This window comes from Blastococcus sp. SYSU D00695, from assembly GCF_054050555.1.
This window is the reverse complement of the sequence record NZ_JBJGZP010000025.1, coordinates 12,413-24,785: the sequence shown is the minus strand read 5'-3', so window position 1 is coordinate 24,785 and position 12,373 is coordinate 12,413. Positions and strand designations below refer to the sequence as shown.

The 12,373-nt window shown below is 75.5% G+C and carries 11 protein-coding genes and 1 tRNA gene; 10 read left to right on the top strand and 2 right to left on the bottom strand.

Annotated features, from left to right (window positions below):
- Positions 1 to 105: 105 nt before the first annotated feature.
- The 4 genes from ACI781_RS15395 to ACI781_RS15380 all read left to right on the top strand — a co-directional run bounded on the left by ACI781_RS15395 (position 106) and on the right by ACI781_RS15380 (position 4,285).
- On the top strand, positions 106 to 945 hold the full coding sequence (locus ACI781_RS15395) for a hypothetical protein (protein WP_456566993.1): 840 nt from the start codon (positions 106 to 108) through the stop codon (positions 943 to 945).
- Between the two features lie 361 nt (positions 946 to 1,306).
- On the top strand, positions 1,307 to 2,410 hold the full coding sequence (locus ACI781_RS15390; protein WP_456566992.1) for a ubiquitin-like domain-containing protein: 1,104 nt from the start codon (positions 1,307 to 1,309) through the stop codon (positions 2,408 to 2,410).
- Between the two features lie 70 nt (positions 2,411 to 2,480).
- Positions 2,481 to 3,320 (top strand): 16S rRNA (adenine(1518)-N(6)/adenine(1519)-N(6))-dimethyltransferase RsmA, encoded by an 840-nt coding sequence (gene rsmA, locus ACI781_RS15385; RefSeq protein WP_456566991.1) that lies wholly within the window; start codon positions 2,481 to 2,483, stop codon positions 3,318 to 3,320.
- Positions 3,317 to 4,285 carry a 4-(cytidine 5'-diphospho)-2-C-methyl-D-erythritol kinase gene (locus ACI781_RS15380; RefSeq protein WP_456566990.1) on the top strand — a complete coding sequence of 323 codons (969 nt, stop codon included), beginning with the start codon at positions 3,317 to 3,319 and terminating at the stop codon, positions 4,283 to 4,285. The genes rsmA and ACI781_RS15380 overlap by 4 nt, the downstream gene beginning before the upstream one ends.
- 42 nt (positions 4,286 to 4,327) lie before the next feature.
- On the opposite strand, the gene ACI781_RS15375 is transcribed toward ACI781_RS15380, so the two are convergent.
- Complete coding sequence (locus ACI781_RS15375) at positions 4,328 to 4,921, bottom strand: TetR/AcrR family transcriptional regulator (RefSeq protein WP_456566989.1); 594 nt, start codon at positions 4,919 to 4,921, stop codon at positions 4,328 to 4,330.
- 104 nt (positions 4,922 to 5,025) lie between these two features.
- Entirely contained in the window at positions 5,026 to 5,976 is a 951-nt protein-coding gene (locus ACI781_RS15370; RefSeq protein WP_456566988.1) for an acyl-CoA desaturase, read from the bottom strand.
- Between the two features lie 250 nt (positions 5,977 to 6,226).
- Between ACI781_RS15370 and ACI781_RS15365 the strand changes: the two genes are divergently transcribed.
- The 6 genes from ACI781_RS15365 to ACI781_RS15340 all read left to right on the top strand — a co-directional run bounded on the left by ACI781_RS15365 (position 6,227) and on the right by ACI781_RS15340 (position 12,303).
- Positions 6,227 to 6,299 (top strand) — tRNA-Gln (locus ACI781_RS15365).
- A 58-nt stretch (positions 6,300 to 6,357) separates the two neighbouring features.
- Complete coding sequence (glmU, locus tag ACI781_RS15360; RefSeq protein WP_456566987.1) at positions 6,358 to 7,896, top strand: bifunctional UDP-N-acetylglucosamine diphosphorylase/glucosamine-1-phosphate N-acetyltransferase GlmU; 1,539 nt, start codon at positions 6,358 to 6,360, stop codon at positions 7,894 to 7,896.
- A gap of 13 nt (positions 7,897 to 7,909) precedes the next feature.
- Complete coding sequence (locus ACI781_RS15355) at positions 7,910 to 8,890, top strand: ribose-phosphate diphosphokinase (RefSeq protein ID WP_456566986.1); 981 nt, start codon at positions 7,910 to 7,912, stop codon at positions 8,888 to 8,890.
- Between the two features lie 336 nt (positions 8,891 to 9,226).
- Positions 9,227 to 9,931 (top strand): 50S ribosomal protein L25/general stress protein Ctc, encoded by a 705-nt coding sequence (locus tag ACI781_RS15350; RefSeq protein WP_456566985.1) that lies wholly within the window; start codon positions 9,227 to 9,229, stop codon positions 9,929 to 9,931.
- A 95-nt stretch (positions 9,932 to 10,026) separates the two neighbouring features.
- Positions 10,027 to 10,596 carry an aminoacyl-tRNA hydrolase gene (gene pth / locus ACI781_RS15345; protein WP_456566984.1) on the top strand — a complete coding sequence of 190 codons (570 nt, stop codon included), beginning with the start codon at positions 10,027 to 10,029 and terminating at the stop codon, positions 10,594 to 10,596.
- Between the two features lie 300 nt (positions 10,597 to 10,896).
- A complete protein-coding gene (locus ACI781_RS15340) occupies positions 10,897 to 12,303 on the top strand; it encodes a sugar transferase (RefSeq protein WP_456566983.1) in 1,407 nt (468 codons plus the stop codon).
- Positions 12,304 to 12,373 lie beyond the last annotated feature (70 nt).

Here is a 12,373-nt window from a genome sequence, read left to right as displayed (position 1 = left end):
GGGGAGGGCTCCGACCAGCGGGGGGACGGCACCTGGCCGCCGTGTCGCCCGGAGGGCGACGAAGTCGTGGTGGCGGTGTCGTCCGGTAGGACGACAATGAGCGGCGTGGGTCGCCTCATCGCCGTCGTGCTCTTCATAGCCGTGCTGGTGCCTGGGGTCCTGCTCGCCCGCGGCTGGGCGCTGGCCGCGGGGCGGCGGGCGGTCGCCGCGGCCTCGGTCGAGTTCGCCCCGCCCAGCGAGGAGGGGCGCCGCACCCTGCGGCGTCAGGCCGTGCACGGGCGCCGCGTGCGCCGGGTGGGCCTGCTGCTGGGCCTGGTCGCGGTCGTGGGCAGCGTCGTCGTCTTCGCCGAGGCATCGGTGTTCCTGTGGCCGCCGGCGATCGCCGTCGGGCTGCTGCTGGGCGTCGTCCTGGCCGAGGCGACCCGGCCCCGGCCGCGCTGGCGGGCCAGTTCACCCCCGCGGCGGCCCCGGCGCCCGGAGCAGATCTCGCTGTGGCTGCTGTGGACCATGCGCGCCGTGGTCGTGGCCGAGGTGCTGACCGTCGCCCTGCTGTGGCGGCACGACGACGTACCCGACCGCGTCGCGTGGCCGGCCGTGGCCGTGCCGCTCGCGGCCTGGCTGCTCGCGGAGGTGGCGCTGCTGCGGTCGCTGGTCCGGCCGCTGCCCGCCGAGGGCGCCGACGTGCCGGTGGACGAGGCGCTGCGCACCTGGACGGCGCACCTGGTCACGGCCGCGACGAGCGTGCTGGCCCTGCTGCCGCTGGGCGGGTTGCTGCTCGCCGCCGGGGTGTGGCTGGGCGACCGCGTGACCGAGGGCGTGGACCTGTGGCCGGTGGCGCTGGTGGCGGCCGGCTTCTCGGCGTTGGCCGCGGGGCTGGCCCTCGCGGGCTTCCTGGTGACGTGGCTGCGGCCGGTGCAGGTCGCCGAGCGCGCGCTGGCCGGCTGACCGACCGGGCTTCATACCCCTCTGTGTTCACGAGCACGCGGTGACATCGGTCACCTCGTCCGTCTCACCCTGCGCGACCGCACCACCCGTCCCACGCGGCACGTCCGTCACGGACCGTGTCGGCGCGGCGCCATGTCGACGTGTCGGCCACCTGGAACACTCCTCCACGCACCGTTGCCACCTGCACCACGCCCGTTATCGTGTCGTGACCAGCCGGGGTGGGGACCGACCCCGGGCAGCGTCGTCGGAGCCCCCGCTGGGCCGGCGTCGGCCGCCCGGGAGCGGAGCCGCCCGGCGCGCCGCTGCCCGCTGCGCGCCGGAGGGCACCCCCTGCCCGGTCCCGTGACCCCGTGGAAGTGTCGTGCCTCGATCCCTGAAGTTCTCCCTCTTCGCCCTGGTCCTGCTCGGGCTGGTCGGCGGCTCCGTGGCGTTCTACGCCGCGCAGAAGTCGCTGACGCTGACGGTCGACGGGCAGGCGCGCGAGGTGCGCACCTACGCCGACACGGTCAGCGAGGTGCTGGACGAGGAGGGCCTGGAGACCCGGGCGCACGACGTCGTCCTCCCCGAGCCCGACGCCTCGGTCGACGACGGTGACACCGTCGTGGTGACCCGCGCCCGGCCGATCCAGCTGACCGTCGACGGTCGCTCCAGCGAGGTCTACGTCACGGCCCTGTCGGTCGACGAGGCGCTGGACCAGCTCGGCTTCCGCGCCGACGGCCTCGTGCTCTCCGCCAGCCGCAGCGAGCGCCTCCCGCTCGACGGCATGGCGCTGTCGATCTCGACCCCCAAGGACGTCACGCTGATCGCCGACGGCCAGCAGCGCGTGGTGACGACGACGGCCGCGACCGTGGGCGACCTGCTGACCGAGCAGGGCGTCACGCTGTCCGAGACCGACCGCACGAGCATGTTCCCGACCCAGCCGCTGCTGGCCCGGATGACGCTGCAGGTGTACCGGGTGCAGGTCAGCGAGGTCGTCGAGACCACCGAGATCCCGTTCCAGACGGTGCGGTCCGAGGACCCCGAGGCCCTCGAGGGCGACGACACCGTCACCCAGGAGGGCGTCGACGGGCAGCAGACGACCACCTACCGGGTCACGGTCGTCGACGGCGTGGAGACCGCCCGCGAGCAGGTCTCCACCGTCGTGGACGTCGCGCCGGTCGACGAGCTCGTCACGGTCGGCACCAAGCCCCGCCCGGCCGCCTCCTCCGGCTCGGTCCCGGCGACCGCCGACGGGCTGAACTGGGCCGCGCTGGCGCAGTGCGAGTCCGGTGGCCGGCCGAACGCCGTGAGCTCCACCGGCCGGTACCGCGGCCTCTACCAGTTCTCGATGTCCACGTGGGCCTCGGTCGGCGGCAGCGGCGACCCGGCGGCCGCCTCCCCGGAGGAGCAGACGATGCGCGCGCAGATGCTGTACGCGCGCTCCGGCGCGGGTCAGTGGGGCTGCGGCTCCCATCTGTTCGACTGATGTCGGACCTCCCCGTTCCGCACCGCTCGCGTCCCCGCGGGCCCCAGCAGCGAGGCCGTTCCTGACCGCCTTGCTGGGGCCCGCGGCGATCCGCGAGCTGGCCCAGGAACTGGACCTGCGGCCCACGAAGTCGCTCGGCCAGAACTTCCTGCACGACGCGAACACGATCCGGCGGATCGTGGGCACCGCCGAGCTGCGCCCGGACGACGTCGTCCTCGAGGTCGGGCCGGGGCTGGGCTCGCTGACCCTCGGCCTGCTGCCGGCCACCGCGGCCGTGACCGCCGTGGAGATCGACCCCCGGCTGGCCGGCCGGCTGCCGCGGACCGTGGCCGAGCGGGCGCCGGAGCTGGCCGGCCGGCTGACCGTGGTCGAGGCCGACGCGCTGCGGGTCGAGGCGCTGCCCGGGCCGCCCCCGACGGCGCTCGTGGCGAACCTGCCGTACAACGTGGCGGTGCCCGTCCTGCTGACCCTGCTCGAGCGCCTGCCGACCCTGCGGCGGGCGCTGGTCCTCGTGCAGGCCGAGGTCGCCGAGCGGCTGGCCGCCCCGCCCGGCTCCGCGGCCTACGGCGTCCCCTCGGTGAAGGCGGCCTGGTACGGCCACGTGCGCCGGGCCGGGAACGTGGGACGGCGGGTCTTCTGGCCCGAGCCCAACGTCGACTCCGGGCTGGTCGCGCTGGATCGCCGCCCGCCCCCGCCCGGTGACCGCGCGGCCACCTTCGCGGTCGTCGACGCCGCCTTCGCCACCCGGCGCAAGGGGTTGCGCGCGGCCCTGGCGGGCTGGGCGGGCAGCCCGGTCGCCGCCGAGGCCCGGCTGCGCGCCGCCGGCATCGACCCGGCCACCCGGGGGGAGCGGCTGTCGGTCGCCGACTTCGCCCGGCTGGCCGCCACCCCGGGGGCGGGCACCGCGTGAGCGGCGCGTCGCACGGCGGGCCCGGGCGGATCACCGGGGACGGCGCGGTCGTCGCCCGGGCTCCGGCGAAGGTCAACGTGCACCTGGCCGCCGCGCCGGTCGGGGGCGACGGCTACCACCAGCTGCACACCGTCTTCCTCGCCGTCTCGCTGTTCGACACGGTCACGGTGCGCCCGGCCGGCGGGCTGACCATCGAGCTGACCGGGGAGTTCGCGGGCGGCCGCACGGGCCCCGACCGGATCCCCACCGACCGGCGCAACATCGTGTGGCAGGCCGCCGAGCTGCTGGCCGAGCGCGCGGGCGTCCGCGCCGAGGCGGCGATCACCATCGACAAGTCGATCCCGGCGGCCGCGGGCCTGGCCGGGGGCAGCGCCGACGCCGCCGCCGCGCTGGTCGCCCTCGACGCGCTGTGGGGCACGCGCGCGACCCGCGGCGACCTGGCGCAGCTGGCCGCCCAGCTGGGCAGCGACGTCCCGTTCAGCCTGCTCGGCGGTGTCGCGCTCGGCGCGGGCCGCGGGGAACGGTTGAGCCCGGTCCTGGCGCGGCGTCCGTGGCACTGGGTCCTCGGCATCGCCGGCGAGGGGCTGTCCACCCCCGCCGTGTACGCCGAGCTGGACCGGCTGCGCGCCGAGGGGCTGCTGCCCTCGGGCGAGGCGCTCGTCTCGCCCGAGCCGGTGGTGGCGGCGCTGCGCAGCGGCCCGGTCGGTGCGCTGGCCGCCGCGCTCTCCAACGACCTGCAGGCCGCGGCGATCAGCCTGCGCCCCTCCCTGCGGGAGGCGCTGGACGCCGCCACCGCCGCCGGGGCGGCGGGCGCCCTGGTCAGCGGGTCCGGCCCGACCGTGGCCGCGCTGGCCGCCGACGAGGACGACGCGGCCGCGCTCGCCGCGCAGCTCACCGCGGACGGGGCGTTCCGCACGGTGCGCGCCGTGCACGGGCCGGTGCCCGGGGCGCGCCTCGTCGGCTGACGGCCCGCCGGCCCGGGAGGGGCGGGCGCGGCCGCGGGCCCGTCAGTCCGACAGGCGGGGGCGGCGCTCCAGGTGGCCCATGCCGTTCCAGGCGAGGTTCACCAGGTGCGCGGCGACGTCGGCCTTGGCCGGCGTCCGGTCCTCCAGCCACCAGGCGCCGACCAGCGCGACCATGCCGACCAGGGCCTGGCTGTACAGGCCGGCCAGCCGGGGGTCGTACCCGTTGTGCCGGAACTGCGACGCGAGCAGGTGCTCGACCTCGTGCGCGGCCTCGCCGAGCAGTGAGGAGTAGTGCCCGGCGGCGTCGCTGATGGGGGAGTCGCGGGAGAGCACCCGGAAGCCGTCGGTGTCCTCCTCGATGTAGTCCAGGAGCACCAGGGCGGCCCGCTCGAGCAGCAGGCGGGGGTGGCCGCCCGCGGACAGCGCCGCGGTGAACCGGTCGAGCAGGCGGCGCATCTCCTGCTCGACGACGACGGCGTACAGCCCCTCCTTGCCGCCGAAGTGCCCGTACACGACGGGCTTGCTCACCGACGCGCGGGCGGCCAGCTCCTCGATCGAGGTGGCCTCGTAGCCGCGCTGGCCGAACAGCTGCCGGCCCACGTCGATGAGCTGCTGGCGGCGTTGCGCGCCGGTCATCCGCACGCGCGGGCGCGGGGACGCCCCCGCGCCCCCCTCGGGACGTCGCCGCCCGGGCGACCGTGCCGGAGCAGGTCGCCCGGGCGGGACGTCCGCGGTGGTGCTCAGCCGGCCGCCCCGGCGGGAGCCTGGCGCTTGGCCGCCAGCCGCTGCGGGTCGGGCCACTTGACCCCGTGCACCCAGCCCAGCTTCTCGAAGACCCAGATCAGCCGGGCGCTCATGTCGACCTGGCCGCGCAGCACGCCGTGCCGGGCGCTGGTCGGGTCGACGTGGTGCAGGTTGTGCCACGACTCGCCGGCGCTGAGGATCGCCAGCGGCCAGACGTTGGTCGCGCGGTCCCGGGAGGCGAACGGCCGGCTGCCGATCACGTGGCAGACCGAGTTGACCGACCAGGTGACGTGGTGCAGCAGCGCGGTCCGGACCAGGCCGGCCCAGAAGAACGCCGACAGCGCCCCGGCCCACGAGCCGGTGACCAGGCCGCCGATGACCGCGGGCAGGGCCAGGCTCAGGAACGCCCAGACCACGAACAGGCGGCTGACCACCCGCAGGCCCTTGTCCTTGAGCAGGTCGGGGGCGTAGCGCTCGGGGTTGGTCTGGCGGCGGTCGAACAGCCAGCCGAGGTGGGCGTGCCACATGCCCTTCAGCAGGGCCCGCGAGTCGGTGCCGTAGCGCCAGGGGGAGTGCGGGTCGCCCTCGCGGTCGGAGAACGCGTGGTGGCGGCGGTGGTCGGCGACCCACTGCACGACCGGGCCCTCGATGGCCATGCAGCCGGCGATCGCCAGCGCGTAGCGCAGCGGCTTGCCGGTCTTGAACGACCCGTGCGTGAAGTACCGGTGGTAACCGACGGTGACGCCGAGCAGCGGTACGAAGTAGAAGCCGACCAGGAGGCCCAGGTCCAGCCAGCTGAGACCCCAGCCCCAGACGACCGGGACGATCGCGGCCAGGGCGAGGAACGGGACGATCACGAACAGGTAGAGCGTGATCTGCTCGATCGCGCCCTTCTCCTTGCCGTAGGCGTTGGCCGGCAGGCCGGCGTCCGGGTCGGCCGGGCGCATCGGAGCCGTGGGCCGGGTGAGGGCGGGAGCGGACAGGACGGCCTCCAGGGGCGGTGTCGAACCGGTCGATCGCCGCAGCGTCCCCGACCGTGGTTACGACTGCGTAACCTACGTGCCCGTAGCCGGGCCCGCGCAGCGGGGCCGGGGGTCGGGAGAGTGTCCTGGTGAGGGCGCTGGCCGCCCGTCCGCGGGCCCCGCGGCCTAGGCTGCGGACGGCGCGGAGGCGCCCCGCGGGCGGTGTGCCGGCGGATGGGGGATGGGGTAATCGGCAGCCCGCCGGCCTTTGGAGCCGGGAAGTCTCGGTTCGAGTCCGAGTCCCCCAGCGCGTCCGCAGCGACGTCCCCCCAGCGCAGTCCCGACCGCCGTCGCCCGAGGAGACCCGTGAGCCAGACCCAGCCGGGAGCCGACCACCCCGAGGACCGGGCGGCCGTCGCCGCGGTCGTCGTCCTCGCCGCCGGGCAGGGCACCCGCATGCGCTCGGCGACGCCCAAGGTGCTGCACGCCCTCGGCGGTCGCAGCATGCTCGGCCACGTGCTGGCCGCGGCCGAGCCGCTCGGTGCCGGCACCACCGTCGTGGTCGTGGGCGCCGGCCGCGAGGCCGTCGTCGAGCACCTGGCCGCCGTCGCCCCGCGGGCGCGGGCGGTCGTGCAGGAGGAGCAGCGGGGCTCCGGGCACGCCGCGGCGGTGGCGCTGGAGGCGGTGCCGGACCTGGAGGGCCCGGTGCTGATCGTCAACGGCGACGCGCCCCTGCTGCGCGCCGGGACCGTGGCCGGCCTGGTGGGGGCCCACCACGCGACCGGCGCGGCGCTCACGGTGCTCACCGCGGTCGTCGAGGACCCGACGGGGCTCGGCCGGATCGTGCGCGACGGCGAGGGCGCGGTGCGCGCCATCGTCGAGGAGCGGGACGCCGACGCCGCGCAGCGGGCCGTCCGCGAGGTCAACGCCGGGGTGTACGTCGGCGACGCCGCCGCCCTGCGCCGCTCGCTGGCCCGGGTCGACGCCGACAACGACCAGGGCGAGGTGTACCTGACCGACGTCGTCGGCCTGCTGGTCGCCGACGGCGAGCCGGTCGCCGGCGCGCAGGCCGACGACCCCGTCGACGTGCTGGGCTGCAACGACCGGCGCGAGCTGGCCGCCCGCCGCCGCGTGCTCAACGACCGGGTGCTCGACGCGCTGATGGTCGCGGGCGTCACGGTCGTCGACCCGGCGACCACCTGGGTCGACGTGACCGCGTCGGTGGGCGCGGACGCGGTCCTGCAGCCGGGCACCCAGCTGCTGGGGACGACGCGGGTCGCCGGCGGCGCGGTCGTGGGGCCGGACACGACGCTCACCGACTGCGAGGTGGGGGAGGGCGCCTCCGTCGTCCGCTCGCACTGCGCCGGCGCGGTGATCGGCGCCGCTGCCACCGTGGGGCCGTTCAGCTACCTGCGGCCGGGCACCCGGCTGGGCCGCGGGGCCAAGGTCGGCGCGTTCGTCGAGACCAAGAACGTGCAGGTCGGCGACGACTCCAAGGTGCCGCACCTGTCCTACGTGGGGGACGCGACGATCGGGACGGGCTCGAACATCGGCGCCGCCACCGTGTTCGTGAACTACGACGGCGTCGCCAAGCACCACACGACCGTCGGCGACCACGTCCGCATCGGCTCGGACACGATGCTCGTGGCGCCGGTCACCGTCGGGGACGGTGCCTACACCGCCGCCGGTTCGGTCATCACCACGGACGTCCCCCCGGGTGCGATGGGCGTCGCGCGGGCCAAGCAGCGCAATGTGGCAGGCTGGGTGGGCCGCCGCCGCCCGGGCACCGCCGCCGCGCAGGCCGCAGCGGCCGCCGGGGATGCAGGCGCCGCGCAGGCGGCTGACACTCGACCCGGGACCCGCGAGGGCCGAACGGCGGCCCCCGCCAGCCAGTCCGACGAGTAGGGGCAGCGCAGCGATGAGCGCGATCCGGCAGACCACGAACAAGAGCCTGATGCTGTTCTCCGGGCGTGCCTTCCCGCAGCTGACGGACGAGATCGCCGGGCACCTCGGCGTCACCCCGACGCCGACCGCGTCCTACGAGTTCGCCAACGGCGAGCTGTTCGTCCGGTTCGAGGAGTCGGTCCGCGGCTGCGACGCGTTCGTCGTGCAGAGCCACACCGCGCCGATCAACACCTGGCTGATGGAACAGCTGATCATGGTCGACGCGCTCAAGCGGGCCTCGGCCAAGCGGATCACCGTCGTGGCGCCGTTCTTCCCCTACGCCCGGCAGGACAAGAAGCACCGCGGCCGCGAGCCCATCTCCGCCCGGCTGGTCGCCGACATGTTCAAGACCGCCGGTGCCGACCGGCTGATGACCGTCGACCTGCACACCGCCCAGATCCAGGGCTTCTTCGACGGGCCGGTCGACCACCTGTTCGCCCTCGACCTCCTCGTGGACCACGTGAAGAAGCGGTGCGAGGGCAGCGACGTCACCGTCGTCTCGCCGGACTCGGGCCGGGTGCGCGTCTCGGAGCGGTGGAGCGACAAGCTCGGCGGCGTCCCGCTGGCCTTCATCCACAAGACCCGCGACCCGCTGCGGCCCAACGAGGTCGTCGCCAACCGCGTGGTCGGTGAGGTCGAGGGCCGCGTCTGCGTCCTCGTCGACGACATGATCGACACCGGCGGCACCATCGTGAAGGCCGCCGAGACCCTGTTCGAGGCCGGCGCGGCCGACGTGATCGTGACCGCCACGCACGGGGTCCTCTCCGGCCCGGCCGTCGACCGCCTGAAGAACAGCCGGGTCAGCGAGGTCGTCGTCACCAACACGCTGCCCATCGAGACCGAGCGGCAGTTCGACAAGCTCACCGTCCTCTCCATCGCCCCGCTGCTGGCGCGCGCGATCAAGGAGGTCTTCGAGGACGGCTCGGTCACGAGCCTCTTCGACGGCGCTTCGTGATCTGCGGTCCTCCGGACCGCACCGCGGCCAGGTGCCGTCCCGACGTGCGCTGAGCCCTTCCCACGGATCCGTCGGGGAGCCTCCGGCCCCCGCTCCGGCCCCGTGCCTCGCAGGGCGCGGAGCGTCCCGGCGTCCTCGGCCTGCGTCCCGTCCGGCCTCGGGGGACCCTCCGGGCCCCCGCTCCGCCGGACCTGGCCGCGGTTCCCCGGCGGATGCCGGGTAAGGTGGCAGAGCCCGGCGAGGGAGAACCCGTTCTCCGTGATCGACGTGCGTGTGCCCGCTCGGGTGCGCCGCGCCGCGCGCCGGCCCAGATCCCCGAGCTAGGAGCACACCACCGTGGCTGACCACCGCCTCGTCGCCGAGCCCCGCACCGAGTTCGGCAAGGGCAGCGCCCGCCGCACCCGCCGCGCCGGCCGCATCCCCGCCGTCCTCTACGGCCACGGCCAGGACGTCGTCCACCTGTCGCTGCCGGCCCGCGAGTTCGCCGCGGTCCTGCGCAACGGCGGCAGCAACGCCCTCATCACCGTCGTCCTCGACGGGGCCGAGCACCTGGCCCTGGCCAAGGCCGTCCAGCGCGACCCGCTGACCCGCGTGCACGAGCACGTCGACCTGCTCGCCGTGCGCCGCGGCGAGAAGGTGACCGTCGACGTGCCGGTCGTCACCGTCGGCGAGGCCGGCCCCGACACGCTGGTCAGCATCGAGCTGAACACCGTCTCGGTCGAGGCGCCGGCCATCGCGATCCCCGAGAGCATCGAGGTCGACCTGACCGGCCGCACCGCCGGCCAGGGCGTCACCGCCGGCGAGCTGACGCTGCCCGGTGACGTCACCGTCCTCACCGACGCCGACGCGCTCGTCGTCAACGTCATGGCCGCCCCGAGCGCCGAGGCCCTCGAGGCCGAGCTGGAGGCCGCCGAGGCCGAGGCCGGCATCGAGCGCGAGGAGTCCGACGCGGCCGCCGAGGGCGCCGGCCAGGGCGACGTCGTCCCCGAGCCGCAGGACCAGGGCAGCGGCGAGTCGGCGGACGCCACCACGAACAGCTGAGGCACCCGCTGACCGAGAGCACGACCCGCAGGGGCGCCGGCACCGCCGGCGCCCCTGCGGCGTCCCCGCCGGCCGCGCCCTCCGAGGGCCCCTTCGTGGTGGTCGGCCTGGGCAACCCGGGACCGGCCTACGCCGGCAACCGGCACAACGTCGGCGCCATGGTGCTCGACGACCTCGCCGCGCGCGCCGGGGTCAGGCTGTCCCCCGGCAAGGGGGCCCGGTCCCGGACCCTCGTCGGGGAGGGCCGGCTGGCCGGGCGCCGCGTCGTCCTGGCGCGGCCCACCTGCTACATGAACGAGTCCGGTGGCCCCGTGCGCGGGCTGCTCGACTGGGCGAAGGTGCCCGCCACCGACCTCGTCGTCGTCCACGACGAGCTCGACATCCCCTTCGCCGCCGTCCGCCTCAAGCGCGGCGGGGGCGAGGGCGGCCACAACGGCCTGCGGTCCATCAGCCGCTCCACCGGCACCAAGGACTACCTGCGCGTGCGGGTCGGCATCGGCCGCCCGCCCGGCCGGCAGGACCCGGCGGACTTCGTGCTCAAGGACTTCTCCGGCACCGAGCGCAAGGAGCTGGACCTCCTGATCGCCGAGGCCGCAGACGCCACCGAGGAGCTGCTGGCCCTCGGGCTCGAGGCGGCCCAGAACGTGGTGCACCCACGCACCTGAGCGTCCTTCTGACGTTGCGTGATCGGAGCGTGACGGCCTCGGCCCCTCCAACGAGTGAACGGTGACGGTGCGTGTTGACCGGAGCCATCACCGACTGTGAGGGTCATCCGTGCTGCCGGGTCCCAACCCCTGGGAGAAGTCGCACGTCGAGCGTGTGATCTCTGGTTCGGGTCCGGCCACACAGTGTCACGTCGGTGTCCGGGGGGAACCGTGCTGCTCGATCAGGAACGAGTCCGGCTGACGTCGGCGTCCGTGCGGACCGAGATCGCACCCGGTGTGCGCTTCGCACCGCGAGCGACGGTGCGTCGCGCTCCGGCGGCCTGGGTGCGGCGGTACGTCCTCTCCCTCGTCGCAGTCGACTCCCTGGCCGCCGCGGTCACCGCCGGCGCGGTCCTCTGGGTGCACCGTGCCGCGCTCGGCGTGGCCAACCCGCTGCTGTGGGCCGCCGCCGCGCTCGTGGTCGCCTGGCCGCTGCTCCTGGCCGCCACCGGCGCCTACGCGCAGCGCGTCTTCGGCACGGGCAGCGACGAATACCGCCGGGTCGGCCGGGCCGGCGGCCTGTTGCTCGCGACCCTGGCCCTCGTCTCCTACGTCGGGGCGCTCGAGTTGTCGCGCGGCCTCGTCGTCGTCGCCGTCCCCGCGCTCACCGTCGCCACGCTGGCCGGCCGCTACGTCGCCCGCCGCGTGCTGCAGCGGCTGCGGGCGCAGGGGTCCTGCACCACGCGGGTCATCGTCGTCGGCCGCGGAGGCGCGGTCCTGGAGCTGGTGGACCGGGTCGGCCGCGAGCGCTTCGCCGGGATGGACGTCGTCGCCGCGTGCGTGACCCCTGCCGACCGCGACCGGGTGGGCGCCGCGCTCGACCTGCCGGTCGGCGGCCTGGACGACGTCGTCGCGATGGCCGGCCGGCTCGGCGCGGACACCATCGCCGTGACCTCGGCCAGCGAGACCGCAGCGCAGTACCTGCGCCAGCTCTCGTGGCAGCTGGAGGGAACCGGCATCGAGCTCCTCGTCGCGCCCGGCCTCATCGAGGTGGCCGGCCCTCGGCTGCACATCCGCCCGTTCGAGGGGCTGCCACTGCTCGCCGTCGAGCAGCCCCGCTTCGAGGGGTGGCGGCGGGTCGCCAAGGCCGGGCTGGACCGCACCGTGGCCGCGGTGGCGCTGCTGCTGCTCGCCCCGGTCATGTCGGCCATCGCCCTGGCCGTGAAGTTCGGGAGCCCCGGTCCGGTGCTCTTCCGCCAGGAGCGGGTGGGCGTGAACGGCCGCACCTTCACGATGCTCAAGTTCCGCAGCATGGTGGTCGACGCGGACCGCCAGGTCGAGGCGCTGAGCGCCGACAACATCTCCGACGGGCTGCTCTTCAAGATGCGGGTCGACCCGCGGGTCACCCCGGTCGGGCGGCTGCTGCGACGCCTGTCCCTGGACGAGCTGCCCCAGCTCCTCAACGTCCTCGGCGGCTCGATGTCGCTGGTCGGCCCGCGGCCCCCGCTGCCGGGCGAGGTGGCCCGGTACGACACCCAGGTGAGCCGCCGCCTGCTGGTCAAGCCCGGTCTCACCGGTCTCTGGCAGATCTCCGGCCGCAGCGACCTCCCGTGGGAGGAGGCCGTGCGCCTGGACCTGCGGTACGTGGAGAACTGGTCGATGGCGATGGACCTGCTGATCCTCGCCAAGACCTTCCGCGCGGTGCTGAGCCGCTCCGGCGCCTACTGAGCGTCAGGGCCGGCGCGGTCCCTCACCCCGCAGGGGGACGACCGCGCCGGTCCGTTCCTCCAGCATCGGG